The following is a 20,629-nucleotide window of genomic DNA, read 5'->3' as shown; positions in this document are numbered from 1 at the left end:
CAATGTATAAATTTACTCGTTTTTTATACACAATAATATAATGTGTATAGATGAGATAAAACTTTATACATTTTTCGATATGTATTGGATGCTAACGCTAACTTCATTTTGATATAAATTTGCCACATTTGGCAATATGCCCTATAGTTAAGGCATATTGCCGATACGAGGTGTTTTATGGCTGGTGTAATTAAGTTAAGTCAATTTGAATTACTGAAAAAATGGTTTAATTGGGATGTCAAAAATGACCTAGATTTTTCAAAAATCTCAAAACAAGGTGTGAATCCCGATTGTATTTCTTTCTTAATTGGTCATGGGTTTTCAAAGAAAGAGCTTGAGTGGATCATTCCACCAAGAACGTTGACTCATCGCATAAAAAAGAAGGAACAATTATCTAGAGATGAAAGTTCAAAAGTAATCCGTACTGCAAAAATTATGGCTGAGGCTACGATTGTCTTTGGTAATGAAGAAAAAGCCCTGCGCTGGTTTTCTAAACCAAAGAAACAACTCGATGGTTTATCACCAAAAGAAGCGATACATGATGAATTTGGTGCGCAGATAGTATCACAGTTGCTTAATCGTATTGATCATGGGTATTTCTAATATGGATTATTTATGGCGAATATCTAACTATGAAGATTTAAAAGGGTTAGGCGGCATGTTTGTTGACGGGAGATGGCATCATGTAGGCCAACCTATAGTCTACTTATCAAGCTCTCCATCTTTAGCTTTATTAGAGGTGATGGCAAATAATGAGTTTGATCATGATGAAATTCCCGATACCTATAAATTGCTGAAAGTAAAAGTAGGCGAACAACCATCAATTGAAAAAGCAGCATTACCGACCAATTGGTTAAGCAATAAAAATAAAACTCAAGACCTTGGCTCCCGTTGGTTAAAGGAGGAGCGTTCACTATTACTTGAGGTGCCAAGTGTTATCCTACCTTATTCAACAAATTATCTAATGAACCCCTTTCATCCACAGAGGGATCTCTTATCAATTGTCGAAATTATAAATTTTCCATTTGATAAGAGATTGATTCGATAATAGCTAAAGACCACAACCGAAGTATTTGATTATAATTTCTGCATCTCTTTCATGGCGAGTAAGTAAATTAAGGTGTTGTGGACAGTTTAGAACTGAACCTGCTTCAATCAGATCCTTTTCAATTTCAGCTAATTGATGAGCTACGACAATTAGCTTTCCACCACGCGCTAAAAATGATTGCGCTTTGCGTTTAACCAGATTTGGCATTAATGGGTATTCGTCGATGATGTACGTTATCCCTAAATGAAAATCTAACCTTTCCCAAAGCGCATTACAATCACCCTCATATCTCAACACATCTTTGTCGCTCGGAATAAGAACCATTTCACGATTCTTCATAGCCAATGCGGTTACCAAGGATGTTTTACCCATCGCAACTCTGCCTGAAATGATTAACAAGTTTGCATCACAACTCATGTCATCAGCAAGTGAAACGATGGCGTCTATCGGTATCAACTGAGGGCCATTGATAGCGTGTACCGAATAATGTCGCTCTCCGTTTGTTTCTATACAAACAACACTCTTTTTTCTATCTACTACATTCATAACAACCTCATTACTATAAGTTAAATCGAGCCTACCAATATTTTTGGCATGACAACTCTGCTGATTTATTGATCCTGTCCCACACCTTCATGGTCCGGTAAACATAGGGAGTTCTAACGTTGACCGTCATGGAGTTATAGCACCCGACGCCCTCCCACACGTTGTTTTTAACTAAAGGGTGGTTTAAGCATCGACGGAATATGTCAGCCGATATTGAGATATTGAGCTTTGGATCCAATGCAACATCTTGCCAAGTTGAGCCAGGGTATTTCTTCTCTATAAAACTAGCATGAATCGTATTAACCTGTGCGACACCAAGATCGTAACTGCCGTTGCTGTTTCTTACTGTTGAGCCCTTTTTACCGCCTTCTGAAATAATCAAAAGGTTTAAATAATCTTGTGGTACGAACTTCTCTTTGGCCACCTGAGCCACAATGTCACATCTTTCTTTATGTCCAAGTGCGACAGTCGTTAGCGGTGTATCTTCAATAGGGACATCGATAAACATAATTACTCGACCTTCAGTTCATGTGTTTTTATCACTGTTTCAAGCATTTCATCTAAAGCACCTGTCGGTTTTGAATCTTGGCTTTGGGACTCAAGTTGGGAGGGAGTATCAAGAGTGGCAACATCTATGGTTTGACCATCTATGTGATCAATAAGCTGAACAAAAAAGAAAGCAAAAACCACTAATGCGGCCACACTGCCGCCAACAAATTTAAACAGTTCGCCAAAACAATAACTCACATTCTTATCAAATTTCTTCAGCTTTTCTATCAGAGTATCTTTATGCCTGAAATTAGTAGAAGATTTCTCAAAAGGTAATTCATTCAGTACTTTATTTGTTGTTGTTAACTCTAGTTTCTTATTTTCTGGGCCATAACCCGTTATCATTACATCGAGGGTTTTACATTTTCGCCTGCTGTGAATAAATGAAGAAACCGATTCTGTTGATTGGTGGTGTAATAGCAGCGTGCAAACAATGGAGTCTCCAACTTCAAAATAATTAAAACTACTCATATCCATATCTCTCATATGACTGATTGGATGCAATTTATATTTAACTCGTCGTTTATTGATTTCATGTCTAGTACCAAAAGCTAAGTCACATTCTAATTTCTCAGCTAATTCCATATCAATAATACCGTGTCGGCATGAGTACAATAAGCAACTTAGTTCTTGAGCATCAATTGGAAATCTCATTTTTATAAACATTCTTGACTCCTATCCATCATCAATAAGTACAAAATTAGTCTCAATTGAGAAAAAAAATATAAATCTCGTCTAATCGGTGTCATTTGGTCCTGTTAGCGGAGGTTTGCTATAAAACGAACTGCCAAAATTAAAGTAAGAAATTAATTTTGGAGTCTGCCATGCGACTAAATTGGACAAAACTTGTAGCGCACACCTCTATCGTAGCGATGCTTTCACATACATTTCATTACGCGTGGTTCTTCGTTCTTTATTCTTATGTCGCGCCGCAGCAAGCGTTAGCTGCACTCACTCAAGCTCAATACCAAGATATTAATACCGATGCTCGAAGTGTGACCTCTGGCGTGATGACTGGATTTGCACTGCCATCAATGGACAGCCAAGGTCGAGTTACACTCTATGGTAAAGATGAAGATGGCAATATTGCAGATATTGAACTTGGTGAAGGAGAGTTGCTTGGTGACGGATATGGTCAGGCAAAAAGCAATAATCATTTTGAAGCTGGCGACAGTTATCAAGACGAATACGAGCTAGACCAAGATAAAAATAATCTGCGAATGCGGATAGACAGCAACACCGAAGGTGCTGAGACTGATTATGATGTTGCCGCATGGAATACATTGAAAGGGTCGATGGGTAATCGTCAATACATTGATACAGACGATACACTGATTGAAGATACTGAGCAGATTTTTAATGACCTAGCTAACTCATTAACCGATGAAAATAGTGAGTTTTTCTCAGCATGTACAACGCAAGAAAATACGTTTCAGGTTAAGCGCGAATACGTCGGTACGACTGAATATCAATGCCAAGAGCCAGATAGGACCAATTTGGACAGTTGTGAAATTAAACGCTATGTCGATTATCCAGTCCGAAAAGTCGGTGGTACAGGGAAGCTGAACTTTGAAGGAGATAGAACTTTCACATTAACACTTGGTGATGCAAGAGATAACCGGTATGGCGGATCACAATGCGCTCTTTATCAGTGGTATGTTGATTTCAAAATCAGAGATGATGTTGAGATAGAGTCAGCAACACTTGTCTCTGTGGCATTCGATGATGTATTTGATGTAAAGCTTAATGATACCTTCATTTATCAAGATTATGGCCCGTTCGCCATGCCAAGTTATTCGAATGAGTTTTACTGTGAACGCTCGACTTCCTTTGTCAAAACAGTTAACCAAGATATTACCAATACACTCAACATGGCGCGTGATGAGAACAATGGAATAGTTCGATTTTACATTCAGTTAGGTGTGGCGGATTTAGGGGAGGGCTATGCCTTTGCTCGCATCAAAACAAAGAACAACGTAATGCCAAAGGAGTATATCGAGCAGGTGCCTGCAGGCTGTGCGACACAACTAGGCTATGTTCAGCCTCAGTCCACATGTGACGAATATAAATATCCTGGTCATCCTGACTATATCAATCCGCAATGTGGCAACGATCAAACTTTCGGTGATGGCCAAGTTGGTCAAGTGTGCAGTTTTGACCATTGGGAGTGTACCGATGAAGATGTTCCAGAGCATACTTATTATGACTTAGTTTCCAGCTTTCCTGATATCAGTTCTGGCGTGACGCAAGATGAAAAACACTGCACAAAGATTAACGCCTCTGGTTATTTGTGTAATCCAGTGCCCGGGATGCAAGTATGTAGCTACCCTAACGCGCCAGATGATACCAATCCAGTCTGCACAGACTATACCAACCTTAATCAGACAGCACCCGATACCTGTGCGCAATATCGTGAAAATCCAGATTGTTCACTGGTAAGCACTGAACCTACCTTTGTTGATCCCGTAACAGGCAAAGTCTATATCAATGAATCGGTATATTCATGTAACGTTTACTCAAATGCCAACTATGCCTATACGATGGAGGAGAACCTATGTACTGGAGATATGCACTGCGTAGGTGGTGACTGTGCTTTCCATAACGAGGAGTTTAATGACGATTTTGGACAAGCGATGGCGATGTTCAAAATGATGGAAGACATCAAACAAAACATGACCTGTACCGACCTCAATGATGTCACCACTTGCCGAATTTTTGAAGGTGAAGCACGCTATTGCGGCGTTGAAAAAACCGGTATGGGCTTTAACTGTTGCACATTATCAGCAGGTCAAACGTCCGTGTTGGACTATTTAAAGATGACATATAGTGTCTACACACTTGAGCAATCGATGGAAACCCTCGGTGATACAGGTATGTCATGGGGAGGGTGGGCATCACAAGTACCAACGCCAATTTCAGATGGTGTGAGCTATGTTTCGACACAATTCAGTGATGGTGTTGATTATGTGGCCAGAAATGTATCCAAAGTTGCTGATTCGATTGTGGATGCATTTGGTGGCGGTGGAGGTGCTGCAGGTGGAGCAGGCAACGCTTCAATTGCAGGCGGAATTGGCACTGGCACACCCATGACACCAGGAGTAGTTGGTGGCACGGGAGGTGCTGCAGGTGGCGCGGGAACAGAAATCGCAGAAGAAAGCTTTATGGATGGTATTTCATCCATGATTAATGGCTTTAAACAGGAAATGATGCGAGGGGCTCAACAACTCCTCGGTGGGCCTGATGGGATCGGTGGACAGTTATTTACAAATGCAACAGATGAGGCCGGACGCCTAATAACTGATGAAGCAGGAAACCAAGTGATTCAACTGAATCCCGCAATTACGGCTGCGTTCCAAGTCATTGCCGCAATCTATGCTGCATACCAAATTGTACAGTTAGCGATAACCATGATTTCAGCCTGTGAAGATGAAGAAATGAGTATGGGCATGACCATTGATGAAGGTAAATGTACCTATTATTCCAAGTCTTGCCATATCGACACGCCGTTTGGTTGCTTGGTGGAAAGAAAATATTTTTGTTGTTATCCATCACCACTTGGAAGGATTGTGATGGAACAAGCAGCACAGCTTCTTGGACATCAACTCGACCCTGAAAACGGTCAGTGTTATGGTATGACAATAGAAGATGTAGCCGAACTGGATTGGTCACAGATTGATTTCAGTGAGTGGGAGGAGATGATTATGGCCAGTGGTCTTGCCGTTGAACATAGTGATTTAGATCTTGATACACTCTCACATCAACCTTGGATGTCAAATAATGATGAGGCACTTAACCCAGTCGAATTGCAAGAGGAAAGGTTTCAAGAAGCAGACATTCCAACGCACATTAATGATCGTCAAAATCATCTACAACGTGAGGATAACTTAGACTGCTCGGTTGTACCGCGACCTGCAATATGTGGTTCGCCATTGAGATTAATAGAAGATTAGGTGAAAAAAAGAGGCTTTTAAAAGCCTCTTTTTTTGGGGTTTATTTAGGTTTGTAATACCTATCTAATTCAGGCGAATCATACGGTACTTTTACTTCTTTGCCGTCAATGGGTTTGACAAAGAAATAGATCTCATCCATAAAGCGCACAGAAGAAACCTTTGGGTAATATAACTTGTACTCTCTCGATGCGTTAAAGGACGCAAATTGATACGGCATTATATAAGCTATATTTTTGGGGTAATTTAAATCAAGGTGTCTTTCTTTAGTATTTGTACCAGAGAGACTATAAGAAAAGTGAAAACGCACTGGAAGAATATTCTTAATTTGTAATAAAGAGTTAAGCTCAGTGTTTACAATTAATTGTTTCTTTACTGTCGCAGAGATTAACATATCATATACAAAATAAGTCTTTCCATTGTAATATGAAATATCAGGGACACGTTTATTCCTTAATGGATTACTTTTAGGTACAACAACCTCATACCCTTCAATTAATCCCCACTTCTTATTACCAACAAATTTCAGTTCATCAGAGACAAACTCATAACCCAATTCTTTATTCGCACGCTGCTTCATTTCATCCGTAACTGGATTTAATGCCACCATCGTATCAAATAGGTATTGAGAAATTTCATCATTTGGCTTATCTGCCCATACATCAGCATCTAGGTAAGCCACATGAAGACCTGTTTTCGTTCCACACTTATCATCAGCCGATAGCGCATTATTAAGCCCAAGTAGCCAACCATTGTTAAGGAACGCGACACCTGATGCGATATTCGCGGTATAACCAAGACCACCGATATCGTTAACAGTGGATTTAGGTGCAGAAGCATCTTGGAAACAATGTGCAGCAAACGCAGACTTAGCGACTTTCATTGCCATTGATTCATCACCAGTGATGGTGTTTTTGTCACTGGTGCTAGAGCAAGCCGTTAGTAACAGTGTTAGTGAAATTACAAAAATTGATTTTTTCATGATCGCATCCTCATTGAACTGACCACAATTTAAACACATACCATTAAGCATATTTTAAAAATGCAGGAGTTTTTGGGTTTTAAAAAAGAAAACGTTAAATACCAGCGAGAAGCCAGCATGTAGAGTTCGGTTAGTTAGAGCCAAAAGCACTAATTTGTGTCGCAGTGCGACGGATGGCGAGATATTTAGTCTCGATGACAGTTAGCTGCAGCCACAACAGTTTGTGAAGATTGACCTTCGGCAAGGCCGAGCGAGTCATTTCACGGATGAATACAGTAATTATGACAAATAAATGATACCCAAATGCATTCTAATAGGACTAAAACGTTCTGATTTTTTAAATTTATAATTTCATCTTATAACCAGGTTATTATAAAAATAGCCTGAAAAAAGAGGACATATTCATAATCGAGGTTTATATAGTTGAGAAAGGCCAAGATGGGGTAATTCCAAGTTCTCATTTCATTTTGACTCTATTGCAATATTGTCGAAGCGAGGAGATGAAAATAGAGCGATTGTTTTGTCAGAATACTTTTGCTTGGTTATCTGTGACGGATAGCGAGCAGCGATATATAGTGACCAATATAGACAAAGGAGCTAATGATGATTGATTTTCATACATTTAAAGAGAACGAAGCGGTATTTATTGGTGGAAGAAAAATAGGTCAATTTTTAGAAGAAATTGATGAATATTCTGTATTAATCAAACTAAATGATAACAGTAAGAAGCCGTTCTATAAGATACAACTCAAGCCTGAATCAGCATTTGTTAAGCAGTGACATTTTATGGTGTATTAGAAAAAAACACCATAAAATGTCACGCTATTAATGACCAATTTGCTCTAAGAAGTGCGTCTTCTGCTCTTGGCTGTTCTGCAGATATTTAGCTGTTGATTCCAGCGATGATTGGCCAAGCAACTCCATGATCAGCTTCACATTCGCTCCTTTATGCAGAAGCTCAGTACCAAAAGCGCGGCGAAAACTATGCGTGCCAAGATTACGGTTTGTCAGATTTGGACTGGCTTTACGCAATAACTCGGTAAGTTCGGGACTTTTGAGCAATTTATTCACATACTCTGTGCGGTAAGGCGCGCCACGACTACGCTTATGTGGTGAAGCAAACAGTAAGACACCATCACTATACTGATTGAGTCCCTGATATTTATCACAATACGTTACAATGTCACGCATGTAAGGTGTAATAATTATTTCCACCTTGGCTTTACGAGCCGCTCTTGCTTCCATTGCCTTCTCTGAGAGAACAGGTTCCCCTGACGCACTTCGACGTTTATTAGCCGTATTTAAGCGGGTCATCGATGAATTAAAAATTTTGTTCTGAATAACAGTAAATGACGACTTCGGACCAAACCTATCTTCAAAATCATTAAACGTTAAAGTACGAACATCAGAAAAGCGTAATCCAGTTACATACTGCATTTCTAGCATAACAGCTGCATAGGGGTCGAGTTTACGGACACAATCAAGAATGACCAATGTATCCTCAATACGATCGGGTGCTTTAGATTCTGTCTTTATCGGTTGTACCGGATTTTTTACTTTAATGTAGCTCATCTTGGTTTAACATTTTATTAACAATTAGGTATACCCCAACCCATTACTAACTAATGACCTCGTAAGTGATTGATTTTATTATTATAGCACAACTCATTGAAAATTGATTTGTATAATTATCAATTTTTAAAAAAATTATAATAGAAATGCAAGGGGATATATCACGATAATTATCATGTGACAATGTCACTTTATCGTTGTGTGAAAAGGGTACCGTTAAAGTTTGTCATCGTAACCTCTATTCAATTTGTATTTAATAAAAATCAAGTGACCCTGTCACATATCTTTTATATGACAGAGGGATGTAAAGATTGATTAGGCTGGCTGTCTTGTTGATGATAAGTTGAGGGTGGTTGATAACTCATCAAAAACATCTGCGATAGATAACTTCAAACTCGAAGAAAGTTCAGTGAAATAATAACAACTTGAGGCTAAAGAAAGTTTCAGTGTTACTTTATATTTAAATTTATCTTTAATAATGGATATATCTAACGCTGAAGCATTATTTATTATTTTATTTTTTGATATCTGTTCATATTGACGATATATAAACCTTTCAAGCGAAGGGCTAAACTCAATATCTGTAGAGTGAATATTAAACATGAATTACCTCTATTGTATTTGTTTTCTAATCACAACAATAGAAGATTGATATTATTTTGAAAAGAGTTTCTAAAGATTATAATCGGAATATACTTTTCCAATTATATTAAGTAGTAATATTAGAATCCAAAAATAATGCTATTTCATTAAGGAAATAAAGACTCATTTGTTATAGAGTAGTATGAAAATAATAGTTGAACATTTCCACAAGGGTTAACAAATGAATGTAGAAATAAAGAATTATCCATTAACATATGAGAACATTCTTCTATTAAATAAAATTAAAACGGAGATAAAGAACTATCCTCAATTAGATGCTGTTAATCTAACCGTTGATGGTGTTAATGATTTTTTACATATGTACACCAATATTATTGTTTCTGGTGTTTCAATCAATATTTCTTTAAATACAACAAACTTCAATGAAGGAGTCAGTATATTAGAAAAAGAATGTCGTGACGTTTACGATGTTATTTCTTGTTAATAAAACTACTCATTTGACCATTTATGCTAGTTAAGTGCTTATCAATACCTTCCATATAAGAAAGGGATTTCGTTTCCAAATCAACATCAAATGTTGATAATGCTTTTAGTGTATCAATAATATCAACTTCTTCTAATTGTACTAATGCACCATATAGTTTATGAGAAAGTTGTGATAGTTTAATGACATCACCTTCATCATAAAGATAAATAAAATCTTTTCCTATATCTCCATAACTATCTAAATAGATTTGAAATAATTCTTGTATTGCTTCATCAGAGAAATATTTTTTTAATTCAGTTAAATTTATCAATTTTCAATATCTCATATTGGTTAAATGTTGAGTGAACATCTTATGGAGCGGGCTCACTCATAGCAGGCTCCCTCTGCATTGATTAGTACTAATTGATGGCTAGCTACCATATTGAGTAAAAGTAATTAAGTCAGCTCCAGATATGTATTTAGCCAATATAAAATACCGACCCAAGCTATAATGGCTAATAAAAGCTCTACATAAATATGCTTACTCATAAAACTCCTCTTGTTGTTGTGTCATAGCAAATTGCATTTTATTTAACAAGGCATTGCGCTTCTTTTGAGCTAATGTCGGACCAAATAAACCTTGTAACTTTCGAAATATATTTTTCATATATACTCACATTATTTAATTCATATTCGGTTATTTCCTATCCTCCTTTTTCCTTCTTCTTTAAGAATAGACGGAATACTCAAAAACACAACGTAACTATAGTAACTAAGTCTCAAAACTGAATCTTTTCATATACAATTAGTTATCATTTGCCATATAATTGTCAAAAAGTGATTAATAAATAATGAGTGAGCATGGAAAAGGATAGCAAAGTATTAATAGCTATAAATGTAGCTGTTTGGGGATTGAGTAACTTTGGAGATATTCGGTTAGAACCAGTTTATTTCACCATTGAAATATTAGCTATATTGGTCTTAATGACATTTATCATCATTACTAATAGGATCAAGCTTGTTATAATCTCTATTGCCTCATTAACATTAAAACTTGCTTATGAATTACACTTATTGTTTAAGTTCAACTTAAATAATAACCCTTATAACCTTGCATTAATGTCTGTCTTTTTTTTAATATTAATATATTTAATTATTGATAAGATTAAAAATAGAGATTCTTTAATTTGATTTATATCTTTTTGTTTACTATCTTTGATATATGATTTGAAAATTGGAATAGATATGGCTGAATTTAATTATAATCAAGTGCTTAACAAGTATAATGTGACAAACATTACTGAAGCTGAACTTGACCTTTTGAAATACCTTGATAGAGAAAAGTTTTCAGATACTGCTATTGTTAAACTCATCATTGATAGGCGCATTGCCATTCATGGCTGTTCTGAGTCAATGCAAACTAAGAAGTCAATTTATTTAAATACATCTATTTAAAGTCAATTCAATTATGCTGCGATTGGTGAAATGAATATTCTGCTATGGCTATCGAGATATTTGTTGTCATTGATTTAGATATCAAATATTAAATATCTCAATAATATTGTGGAACAAAGCCATCGGTGGGTAAAAAGAAAACTCGGCAGACGTTAAGCTGAAAGTCAATGGTAGGTGCAAAAGCCTCACTTCATGGCAATCAAATATGGACAATGCTGAAACGAGATCAAATAGACGTTGAGTAGGAAACTGTATATGAGCGCTTTTATGTGGTCGTAGGCTAAGAGATACAGGTAGAGTATTAGGTATTGCTTATAATACTATACTTAACACTTTAAAAAACTCTCGCCGAGACAAGTAACAACCATCCCTTTTGATATTGCTAATATTGAGCTTATCTGTGAAGTTGATGAGCAGTGGTCTTTTGTCCAAAACAAAAGAAATCAGCGGTGGTTATGGTATGCTTGGGAGCCTCGTTATAAACGAATTATTGCGCATGCCTTTGGCAAGCGCAACCATGAAGCATTCGAAGACTTACAAAGGTTATTAACACCTTACTTAATCAAGTGTTATTGTACTGATAACTTCAACGTATACTCACCATACTTCCTGAATTCATATAATAAGTGCAACACTCATAGTAAAGGTGAGAAGGTCAACTGCTGATTGTAGTATGCTTCTCATCGCCAAAATCAAAACAAGTACTACTATGAGTTATCAACAGTTGACCCAGAAACAAAGATACCAGATTTCTTTCCTCATTGCAGAGGGTTACTCCCAAAATAAAATTGCGATTAAGCTTGAAGTGAATCGTTCAACGATTTATCGAGAGATTAAAAGGAACAGTGTTAATCAAGTATATAACCCAGATGTTGCTATCTCATTAACTCGTCAGCGACGAGTTAATGCCTATAAATATCAGATTCCTAAAGAAACTATCTGGTTTGTTGATATGGCACTATCATGGGACTGGAGTCCTGAGCAGATTAGTCATGTAGCAAAGTCATTAGATCTAAAAGTCAGCCATGAATGGATTTATCGTTATGTTTTAAAAGATAAAATCCAGGGCGGAACTCTTTATCAACATTTAAGACAAGGACATAAAAAATACCGTAAAGGAAAACAATCAGTTAGAGGAAAGATACGCAACTGCGTATCTATTGATGAACGTCCCGATTATATTAATGACAAGAGCCGTCTCGGCGATTGGAAGGCTGATTTAGTATTAGGTAAACAAGGAACGGGAGCAATTGTAACTTTAGCGGAGAGAAAAAGCCGACTTTATCTCATTAAAAAAGTCCCTAATAAGGGAGCCGATACAGTGAAGGCCGCCATTATAGATACACTTAAACCTTACAAAATAATTGGAACACTTATTGAAAGAGAATACTACCATTAATCAACAGATTGGCGTCATGACCCATAAATGATCTATTTTCAGATCCTATACTTGAATGATAATGATGAAGAATATCCTTGAAAATTTAGCCATTATCAGTGATGTAAGTTTTCATTTGTTCTTCTATCGCATTGAGCTGTTGCTTCACTTTTGTCAGCCTTTTCATCTTTTTCCATCGACATTAACGTCCCTGATCGCGCAGCATTTTCTAGCTCTTTCAACTCAGGGGTAGGTATCGTCTCTTCTCCAGCTAAATTAACCAATGTGCCATAAACATTATGCGCAAGATGAAATAATGACCATCAAATTGTTGCTGGTTAATAAGCAGAGTCTATTTTATCCTGCGGCTTGTTGGTGATCTTCGAGGTAAGTACTGCAAAAAGATCGCAAATTAGCTCTTGATCGTCTTCAAACATTTCATCTAATTCAGTGCATCTAAATTAATCATTTCGTTATCCTTTTAAAAGTCATTGAGCATACTAGTTATTATTTTAGACCATTTCATTTTATGCTTTGTAAATACTTATCGGGACTCCCCATAAATTTTTGTCCACCATTTTCATCAATGATCAAGCATTGTGTTGGAAGTAGTGATAATATCAGGTGAGATTGAGGTGAAAATCACGGTTTTTTGTTTTAATTGCCCTGAAAATAATTTATTCACAATGTAGTGAGTGTGTTCCCCTTCAACACCACTGAAGGGTTCATCAATAATCACCACTTGCTGATGACAGCTGGCTAGTCCAAGAGCGAGACGTAGACGCTGTTGAGTCACTCCTCTAGATAGCTGATTAATACTCGATTGCGAGACTAAAGTATTTACGCCATCTGACCAAAAATCGTATTCTTGTAGATCAAAAAAGTGCAGCATCTCATTCCATGGACTCTGTGTTGAAATCACCCCATTATGGAAGATAAAATTAGCCGCTAAAGAGCCATCAAAGATATGAAGATCAAAAGGAATGAAATTAATCGCATTTCGATATCGATAATTATTAAACTGCTTAATATTATAGCCATCAATGTTAAAACTGAACCTTGATAGCGTTGCTCAATACCTGTAAGAATGGATAGATAACAGGGTACTTTTACCGCATCCAGCAGGCCCAGAGATAGACAGCTTATCTCCCGCATTGATCTTAAATGATAAATTCGTCAGACCAATCGTGGCCAACGGATAACGATGAGTCACGATACCATTAATCTCAATTTTACCGCCATTAAAAGCGTTCTTATCGGCGGGCTTTTTCTCAAGTTGAAGTCGATCATCATCTAGGGTCATTAAGTTATTAATTTGGCGACCTGACGCTTTTAAAGATTGATACTTAGAAATGGAGTTATAAATCCCCATAATCGGCCCTAACGCCTTCCAAACTAGAATAATAGTCGCCAACATTGCACCTGAATCAGAAGTACCGTTCATGACGGCAAGAACCGCCGTCACAATACTGGCCGTTCCTATCCCCTGAATCAATGCACCGCCCCCGTTTTGAATTTTATTATTAGCTTGAGAGGTTTGTTCTGCATATCGCGACTACTCTGTTGGTGAGATGCAGAAAATCTTGATTGAATGATCCGTTTAATAAAGGCAAGCCCTGAATCGAGTGGATCCCTCTTAAAATTTCATTCCATTGATATGACACCATCGCATTGGCCCGAGAGTTTTTAGCCGTAATTTGACCATAAACATAACGGGAATAGAGGCAAAAAAAGAGCATTAACAAGATCCCCACTAAGACGGTAATCGCCGCAGGACCTGAAATAAACGTAATAGCAATAATGAAAACAATCACAAAAGGCATATCAAAATAACTTAAAGTGGAATCTGCTGTTACTAACCGTCGGAAATTATCGATATCTTTCAAAGTCGAGCCAATTGAGCTGATACGCCAGCTGAAGACGTCATTGCATAAGGAAACCACAGTAACTTTGAGTAATCACATTTTGTGAAATAAAGACCGCCAAACCCTGACCCGAAGTCGAGAGAATGTTAATTCGCATTTTTTTAAAATAGATATTCAGAGATCGCTAATAAAAATGCAAATAACATTAGCCAAAGTAAAGCGTTGATTGCGACCCAGATGTCAGAGCAAAATTATAGACGCTCATGATAAAAAAAGGCTGTAATGCACCAAGGACACTAATCACAAAACTCAATAAAATTAAACTTTTTATTTCACCGGTATAACGATAAAATGCATACTTGATCCAATTAGATTTATCTTGTGATTCAGGAGGTTCGTTCTCTAAATAAACGAGAATATTCAGAAATAACGATAAGCTTACAGGGACTGTATTATCCATCTGATAGTAAATCGTATTATTATTGTGGTAATCAAAGAGGATGGCACAATCATCTTCGATACCCCGAGGAAATATTGCCTCTAAATTTCCAATGGTAATTAATGAGCCGGAAAAGGCACTTTGATGATCGAAGCGAAGTAGTGCGGTTGAGGTAAGACGTCTTTTCACATTGATAACCTAAACGAGTCAGGGCATGTTTGAAACTGGCTTGGTCAGTCATCAATTTTAGGAACATAGATATCACTTAGAATATCCCCGGTGTTCCTTCCCATTCTACGGCAATTAACGTATAAGCGAGCCCTCGAAGTAATGGCGCTTCTTGATAGCGATCCTGGTATGATTAGCTGCGTCAAAATCTGCCAGTCGTTGTTCTATATGATTAAAATTAACAAGAATGCTCATCAAGCCACCTTGTCTTTACCTCGAAATAAGCCATCTGGTTTAAGCTTGATAGGTTTTCAGGCGAGATAGGGGCTGTTCAATTTTATTACTCACGATAACGATGATAATTTTATCATTGGCTTGCGGTTGTAGGGTTGCCAATAAAGTATTCTGTAAACGCCTTGTCATAGACCTCATCAAAGTCATCTAAGAATAATAACCTGCTTTTGACTGAATAAGAGCTTGCACTAAAAATAGAGTGTATTTTGTCTGGCGTGAAAAGGGTAAACGATTTTGATTATTTAGTGGCGTATAAAAACCAGAGCTGAGACGGTCAATTTGTTGCTTGATTTGAAAGCTTTCACATAAGGAATAAGCCGCTTGGCTTAATTGAGGACGGAAGCACGTTAGATTGTCGATAATCGTACCTTCAACAAAAGCGCAACTACTATCGATTTGCAACAGGTGCGCTATTACGCCAAACCCCATAATCCATTTCACTAAGCGGGCTATTATCATCGGTGATCGTCAATATCAGGTGATGGTGATCTTGGGAATGCTAGCAAGACAAGCCATTAAATAAGATTTACCAATACCGCTTGGCCCCATTAACAGATAAGGTTGCCCTACGGTTAGCTCAATACGGTTGCTTCTGATGGAAATTGAATCGTCAATATGACTCACTTTTACTCACTTCATCGTAGCATCCGTATGCGGATCCCTTCTGCCAAAGCGACAATAGCTCATTAATGCGCTCAATATTGAGTTTATTGAATTTCCCCAGTTACTCAAGGTTTTCATCACTTGCTGATAAGGCGCAAAATAACGGTTAGTTAGCATAATAATGGCAGCCATCACCCCTTGGCTCGCATCAAGGTTAATCACAGAAATCGCCAGAAGAACCACAACAATAGCGACGGAGATCTGTTGGATAAGGTTGAGAATCAAAGGGTAAAGGAGGATTCAATTTTTTCGTAAGCAATGCTCTGTTTTTCTCGTTCGATCCAATCATTTGCGCCATAAAGCTTTCTAATCGATATTCCATAGTTCGGGCTTTGCTATCAAGAGGGCTTGAGACCACTTCGATAATCTTGGAGTTAGTCATTCCTTCAATATTTGATTTTAGTGCCATCGCGGCAATTTTTTGATTAGAAAGCTTCATAGCACACAGCATTAAAATCAATAGGGAGGCCGCAAGTAGGGTTAAACCGGCGCCGATAAGTTAATCACCATAATAATTAAGATAGTAATGATGGAGACCCCAAGGTTGATGATGGCTTTGACCATTTCTCCGGCAAAAAAGGTTTTTATTTCAGGAATGGTTGAGATCCGTTCTAAAGTACTCACCAATATCTCGCTTTTGGAAATTCCGTAATTTTGGCTAAACAGATAGAGTGAAATAATCGATTAGTCAAATTACTTTCAAAATGGGTCATGATCTTTGCTGGTAACACGATTCTCCTGATTTTTAACCAAAAAATCGGCATAAATCGCCACTAAGAAGAATAAAAGCGAATAAAACAAATAACGTATCCGTGGCTTCGTTTGGCAAAATCCGGTCAAAAATAATTAGGATCGAAAAAGGTAAAACCAGACCCAGCAGCGTTGAAATTAATGTTGAGAAAGTTAAGTACCATTTATCATAGGTACTAATTTTTTGAGAAAAATAGTCGCTTTTCATTTTTACTCCTTAAACTTTTGGTAATGTTAATAGGTGTTTGGGAACTAAAGGTTGTGGGTCTCGTTCATTACTTTCAATCATCAATTGCATAATTTTTTTAATGGTAGAGACCGTTAATCCTCCTCGTAATTGGCTCAATGAAATCAGTTCAATAACGTAGTCATATCGTGCACTTTCATAATCTCGTAAGCTATTAAAGAGCTTAGTGTCTGCAGCCAGTAAGTCGGTTACGGTGCGAGTACCTAACTCATACGCCCGTTGGATACCTAAATAGGAGGCATAGTTAGCTCGGATAATCGTTTCATAACTGGCTATGGTGCCGAAGAGAGATCATTAATCGTTAATAAGCGCATCGGTTGTATCGTGACGAACCGTTGAAAGTGCATTTGCTCATACAGTTTCTCATAGCGGGAGATGCTTTTTTTGCCTGTTTGTAGTCATAAAAATCACTGCCTCCAGATAAGAAGCGGTAAGCGCAACAGGTTTAAGCTAACAGAGGTGGTATCTCCAACCCCAGTAATGCTGGGCTCAACTGTCGCTGTTGAGCTGTAATTATTACTATCATCATGTTGATAGCGACCAGAAAGCAGAGACCGTGGGCATAAAGTTAGAGCCACTCTCTTTCAAGGCGCGTCGACTAACCTCTAATTGCTTTTTAGCCAACAAAACGTCATTATTAAATTGAATCGCATGATCCAGAACTTGCTGTTGTCGGGTTTCGGTTAACAGTGAAAACTCGGTATCGTTAATAATATCTTGGGTTGGTGTGATAGGGTGTTGCACCAGAGACGCCAGCTGGTTTAGAATAACTTTTTGTTCTTTTTTGAAGCGTTCTAAGGCGGTGGCTCGTCTCTTCTTTTTGTGCCATGACTTCAAAAATTTCACTTTCTGCGACATTACCTAATGCAACATTACGCCTCATTTGTAGTTTCTCGAGTGGTAAAAGAAGTGAATTCAGCTTGGGTTGCTTTTTGTTGTGCTCTATTTTTTAAGAATTCAAAATATTGCATAGAAATTTGTAGGATGGTATTTTGAACGTCAGTTGTTCATGGGTAATTTGCTCAATGTTGTAATTCAGTTTAGCGGTACCGTATTGGAAGATGTCACCCACATTAATAATGGATTGATTGAGCGTGACGCCATAGCCATGGGAGTTGTAACTAGGGGTATCATCTGAGGCCCCATGTTGCTCGTTACTCTCGCGGTCTTTATTCCAAGTCGTATTGGCATTGGCATCAAGAGTAGGCAGAAAATTTGCTCGACGAATATCGATATTATATTGATTTTCTTCCACCCCTAATCTGACTGGCCTGTAATGCTAAGTTATTCTCCAATCCTAGTTCGACCGCTTGCAACAGGGTTTCTGCCTGATGTTAATGAGATCGGCAAAAAAGTCCTATGGATGAGCGAGAGGTTAACGTTAACCCAGCTTTTGAACGGCAACATACTTGTTGATCACCTTAATAATTTCATCACTTTTATATGGCTTACTGATCACGTAATCCATGCCAGCTTCTAGACATTGTCGGTGCTCTGCCGCACTGGTTAATGCCGTTGCACCAATAATGGTACAACCTCGTCCTTGAGGGTTTTTATGCTCATATTGACGAATTAATTTAGTGGCCTCAATACCCCCCATCCCCGGCATAATACAGTCCATAAAAATAATATCTGGACGGTGCTCTTTAAAGAAGGATCAACCGCTAAAGACCCTTCATTAACGGTTTCAGCCTGAAAAGCATGCTTATTTAAAATGCGTTTTAACAGGATCTGCTGAACACGATCATCTTCAACGATTAAGAAAGCGCGTTGAGTGAAGCGTCTCCTCAATCGACTTCATCGCTAATAAGGTGGATAGCTCATGATTAAACTCTTGAAAGGAAGATAGGGTGGCATAAAAATTTTATCCACGTATTGCATGCTGCTTAAGTAATTCCGTAGAGGTGGAGGATGAGATAAACAATTTAGTATCTGGAGACTTTGTTCAACATCGAACGAAGGGTTTTACTTAAACTATTTATCTTCGAGCTTCAGCAGGTAGTGAATCCGTTAAATAAATAGCGTCATACTCTTTGAGAAGTTGCTTTTGATCTTGTAGGAGAACTCGTTAGAAGGAGTTAACTTGGGTATAATTGGCGGCCTCTGAGGTTAATAATGCTGGTGATAATATATCACTGGAGAGCGACGCCTTTTTAATGCCGAGCATAATAATAACTTTTGCCTTGTAATGCATGGGGCTTGGTTTGCTGAAAGTTTTCAACTTCTATGTCGAATTCAATCTCTAATTTTAATTGATTACCAGATTGATACCAGTTGGAATGATAGTGGTTGATATTGACTAATACTTCTTTAACCCATTCATCATTATGCTGATCTTGAACATTATGCAGGTGTCCAAAATAGCTGTTGGAGCTTAGCCAAAGAAATATCAAATGAGCTTAAGAAGTAGAGTTCGATAACGATTTGTGTTTTTTCTATCTCTTTTGCGGAACCTGTCTTAAACATCAACAAATAAATGTTGATATGGCTATGATTTTGAATCGCATTTGAGCCAGTTGTAAAAATAGGATCCAAAAAAGGCTGGTTGAGTGTCCTTTAACTTGATCAGGGAGGCGGGGACTAAACAGACATTCAACCTGCTTGCCATTATGTTGCACTTTTGAGCTCATATGAAGCATCAACTCTGAGGCCATCTGTAAGAAAAGAAAACTCACTGACTTGATTGTCCATCCCTTTGGCTATGAGCTTATTGTAGTTTTCAGCCAGATCAGACAGGGTTTTGGTGGCTGAGTTGATATCTCTTGCCATAGACGCAATATCATCATTCGCTTCTTGCGCTAAATACTGAACACCGCCATTGATCGTATTGGTGATACCTCGAATTTCATAACCAATTAAGGTATAGAGTTGGCGATTAAAATCACTATTTTGTTGGTAAGCTTCAATGTCATAGAATAACGTTTTTAACTGAGAGTAAATCGCCCGCTTTTCTGGACTTAATGTATTATTTTGTAGGATATCATTCAGCTTCTGGGTATTAATGTGACTTAATTCCGTCGATAACTGTTGCAGCTCATTTTCTTGCTGCTTATCCGTCGCTTTCTGTGCCGCAATGAGACGATAATTATAAAATAGTAAGCCAAAGGCTAGCGCCGTGAGGAGCCCTCCTAAGGCAATAAATAAAATAAGCTCACCGTGATTCTCGTCGTGAACTTGGTGTGTATGGTGAGATTCTAGATCTTTTACGGTTTGTAATAGCTCAATATAACCCGTGACAAGTTGGTTTTTTAATAATTGATAATCGTCAGATGTTTTAGGTGATTGGAGGACAAAGCGATTCATAGCCAGTTGTATTTTTGGGTATTCAATGGCACCGACTAAGCTGAATGAGCTTTTATCTTCAGATGCTAACGTTTTAAACGTGATTAATTGGTTTTCAAGTGACGTTAGTTGCGCTAATAGAGTTGAACATTGCCCTTCTATTTGGCATTGGTTGAGCTGTTGAATCGTCACTTCAATCTGCTCATTAAGTTGCTGCGCAGAGATAATCAGGTGATCTTGTTGGTGTAGTTTTTCACTCGATCGATGAATCTCAATGGATGCAATCCAAAGTAATAGCAGTGAAATTAAGGTTACAATCACCAAGCCAATTTGATTGATTCGGTTGTGTCTATGAGGGGGGCTTTTTTTAGTCAT

General features: G+C 37.8%; 22 protein-coding genes and 3 pseudogenes. 9 read left to right on the top strand and 16 right to left on the bottom strand.

Translation table 11 applies throughout. The features are described 5' to 3' along the window. The first annotated feature begins 177 nt into the window (after positions 1-177). On the top strand, positions 178-603 hold the full coding sequence (locus L0B53_RS18590) for an antitoxin Xre/MbcA/ParS toxin-binding domain-containing protein (RefSeq protein WP_235062447.1): 426 nt from the start codon (positions 178-180) through the stop codon (positions 601-603). Position 604: 1 nt separating this feature from the next. Continuing rightward, positions 605-1,048, top strand: a complete 444-nt coding sequence (locus L0B53_RS18585) for an RES family NAD+ phosphorylase (protein WP_235062446.1) — start codon at positions 605-607, stop codon at positions 1,046-1,048. Positions 1,049-1,051: 3 nt separating this feature from the next. Here the strand turns inward: L0B53_RS18585 and L0B53_RS18580 are convergent, their stop codons facing one another. The 3 genes from L0B53_RS18580 to L0B53_RS18570 are packed head-to-tail and all read right to left on the bottom strand — an operon-like array spanning position 1,052 to position 2,809. Beyond that, positions 1,052-1,594, bottom strand: coding sequence for a hypothetical protein (locus tag L0B53_RS18580; RefSeq protein WP_235062445.1), 543 nt, complete (start codon positions 1,592-1,594; stop codon positions 1,052-1,054). Positions 1,595-1,625: 31 nt separating this feature from the next. Beyond that, complete coding sequence (locus L0B53_RS18575; RefSeq protein WP_235062444.1) at positions 1,626-2,102, bottom strand: lytic transglycosylase domain-containing protein; 477 nt, start codon at positions 2,100-2,102, stop codon at positions 1,626-1,628. A 2-nt stretch (positions 2,103-2,104) separates the two neighbouring features. Next, a complete protein-coding gene (locus L0B53_RS18570) occupies positions 2,105-2,809 on the bottom strand; it encodes a hypothetical protein (RefSeq protein WP_235062443.1) in 705 nt (234 codons plus the stop codon). Positions 2,810-2,967: 158 nt separating this feature from the next. Here L0B53_RS18570 and traN point away from each other — a divergent pair, with 158 nt between their 5' ends. Next, positions 2,968-6,093: a conjugal transfer protein TraN gene (gene traN / locus L0B53_RS18565; protein ID WP_235062442.1), complete on the top strand. Its 3,126-nt coding sequence runs from the start codon at positions 2,968-2,970 to the stop codon at positions 6,091-6,093. A 40-nt stretch (positions 6,094-6,133) separates the two neighbouring features. Here the strand turns inward: traN and L0B53_RS18560 are convergent, their stop codons facing one another. Further along, positions 6,134-7,072, bottom strand: a complete 939-nt coding sequence (locus L0B53_RS18560; RefSeq protein WP_235062441.1) for a membrane lipoprotein lipid attachment site-containing protein — start codon at positions 7,070-7,072, stop codon at positions 6,134-6,136. Positions 7,073-7,672: 600 nt separating this feature from the next. On the opposite strand from L0B53_RS18560, the gene L0B53_RS18555 reads away from it, so the two are divergent. Beyond that, complete coding sequence (locus tag L0B53_RS18555; RefSeq protein WP_235062440.1) at positions 7,673-7,852, top strand: hypothetical protein; 180 nt, start codon at positions 7,673-7,675, stop codon at positions 7,850-7,852. A 45-nt stretch (positions 7,853-7,897) separates the two neighbouring features. Here the strand turns inward: L0B53_RS18555 and L0B53_RS18550 are convergent, their stop codons facing one another. Beyond that, positions 7,898-8,644, bottom strand: coding sequence for a site-specific integrase (locus L0B53_RS18550; RefSeq protein ID WP_235062439.1), 747 nt, complete (start codon positions 8,642-8,644; stop codon positions 7,898-7,900). Positions 8,645-8,959: 315 nt separating this feature from the next. Continuing rightward, positions 8,960-9,247: a hypothetical protein gene (locus L0B53_RS18545; protein ID WP_235062438.1), complete on the bottom strand. Its 288-nt coding sequence runs from the start codon at positions 9,245-9,247 to the stop codon at positions 8,960-8,962. Between the two features lie 220 nt (positions 9,248-9,467). On the opposite strand from L0B53_RS18545, the gene L0B53_RS18540 reads away from it, so the two are divergent. Next, the gene (locus tag L0B53_RS18540) at positions 9,468-9,731 is read left to right on the top strand and encodes a hypothetical protein (RefSeq protein ID WP_235062437.1); all 264 of its coding nucleotides are present in this window, start codon (positions 9,468-9,470) and stop codon (positions 9,729-9,731) included. Here L0B53_RS18540 and L0B53_RS18535 read toward each other — a convergent pair. Both L0B53_RS18535 and L0B53_RS19490 read right to left on the bottom strand, forming a co-directional pair. Then, complete coding sequence (locus L0B53_RS18535; protein WP_235062436.1) at positions 9,718-10,044, bottom strand: hypothetical protein; 327 nt, start codon at positions 10,042-10,044, stop codon at positions 9,718-9,720. The genes L0B53_RS18540 and L0B53_RS18535 overlap by 14 nt on opposite strands. Before the next feature lie 210 nt (positions 10,045-10,254). After that, a complete protein-coding gene (locus L0B53_RS19490; RefSeq protein ID WP_260115601.1) occupies positions 10,255-10,380 on the bottom strand; it encodes a hypothetical protein in 126 nt (41 codons plus the stop codon). A gap of 194 nt (positions 10,381-10,574) precedes the next feature. Here L0B53_RS19490 and L0B53_RS18530 point away from each other — a divergent pair, with 194 nt between their 5' ends. From L0B53_RS18530 to L0B53_RS18515, 4 genes and pseudogenes are all read left to right on the top strand, one after another. Then, positions 10,575-10,904: a hypothetical protein gene (locus L0B53_RS18530; protein ID WP_235062435.1), complete on the top strand. Its 330-nt coding sequence runs from the start codon at positions 10,575-10,577 to the stop codon at positions 10,902-10,904. A 54-nt stretch (positions 10,905-10,958) separates the two neighbouring features. Next, positions 10,959-11,168 carry a hypothetical protein gene (locus tag L0B53_RS18525; RefSeq protein WP_235062434.1) on the top strand — a complete coding sequence of 70 codons (210 nt, stop codon included), beginning with the start codon at positions 10,959-10,961 and terminating at the stop codon, positions 11,166-11,168. Between the two features lie 280 nt (positions 11,169-11,448). Then, positions 11,449-11,774: pseudogene (locus L0B53_RS18520) on the top strand (IS1 family transposase); the annotation flags it as partial. 103 nt (positions 11,775-11,877) lie between these two features. Further along, positions 11,878-12,567 (top strand): IS30 family transposase, encoded by a 690-nt coding sequence (locus tag L0B53_RS18515; protein WP_235062433.1) that lies wholly within the window; start codon positions 11,878-11,880, stop codon positions 12,565-12,567. 95 nt (positions 12,568-12,662) lie between these two features. On the opposite strand, the gene L0B53_RS18510 is transcribed toward L0B53_RS18515, so the two are convergent. From L0B53_RS18510 to L0B53_RS18450, 8 genes and pseudogenes are all read right to left on the bottom strand, one after another. Further along, positions 12,663-12,830: a hypothetical protein gene (locus L0B53_RS18510; RefSeq protein WP_235062432.1), complete on the bottom strand. Its 168-nt coding sequence runs from the start codon at positions 12,828-12,830 to the stop codon at positions 12,663-12,665. A gap of 238 nt (positions 12,831-13,068) precedes the next feature. Beyond that, a pseudogene (locus L0B53_RS18505) lies at positions 13,069-15,273 on the bottom strand (ATP-binding cassette domain-containing protein). A gap of 39 nt (positions 15,274-15,312) precedes the next feature. Beyond that, positions 15,313-16,933 (bottom strand): annotated as a pseudogene (locus L0B53_RS19645) (ABC transporter transmembrane domain-containing protein). Positions 16,934-16,942: 9 nt separating this feature from the next. After that, positions 16,943-17,197, bottom strand: a complete 255-nt coding sequence (locus L0B53_RS18470; RefSeq protein WP_235062483.1) for a TolC family protein — start codon at positions 17,195-17,197, stop codon at positions 16,943-16,945. A gap of 300 nt (positions 17,198-17,497) precedes the next feature. Next, positions 17,498-17,809 (bottom strand): TolC family protein, encoded by a 312-nt coding sequence (locus L0B53_RS18465; protein ID WP_235062425.1) that lies wholly within the window; start codon positions 17,807-17,809, stop codon positions 17,498-17,500. A gap of 112 nt (positions 17,810-17,921) precedes the next feature. Continuing rightward, the gene (locus L0B53_RS18460; protein ID WP_235062424.1) at positions 17,922-18,227 is read right to left on the bottom strand and encodes a TolC family protein; all 306 of its coding nucleotides are present in this window, start codon (positions 18,225-18,227) and stop codon (positions 17,922-17,924) included. A gap of 126 nt (positions 18,228-18,353) precedes the next feature. After that, the gene (locus L0B53_RS18455) at positions 18,354-18,581 is read right to left on the bottom strand and encodes a response regulator (protein ID WP_235062423.1); all 228 of its coding nucleotides are present in this window, start codon (positions 18,579-18,581) and stop codon (positions 18,354-18,356) included. A 998-nt stretch (positions 18,582-19,579) separates the two neighbouring features. Further along, positions 19,580-20,629: a hypothetical protein gene (locus L0B53_RS18450; protein WP_235062422.1), complete on the bottom strand. Its 1,050-nt coding sequence runs from the start codon at positions 20,627-20,629 to the stop codon at positions 19,580-19,582.

Origin of the sequence: Vibrio sp. SS-MA-C1-2, assembly GCF_021513135.1 — a bacterium.
Taxonomy (GTDB): domain Bacteria; phylum Pseudomonadota; class Gammaproteobacteria; order Enterobacterales; family Vibrionaceae.
The sequence above is the reverse complement of the archived record's forward strand: the minus strand, read 5'-3'. Positions and strand labels throughout refer to the sequence as shown.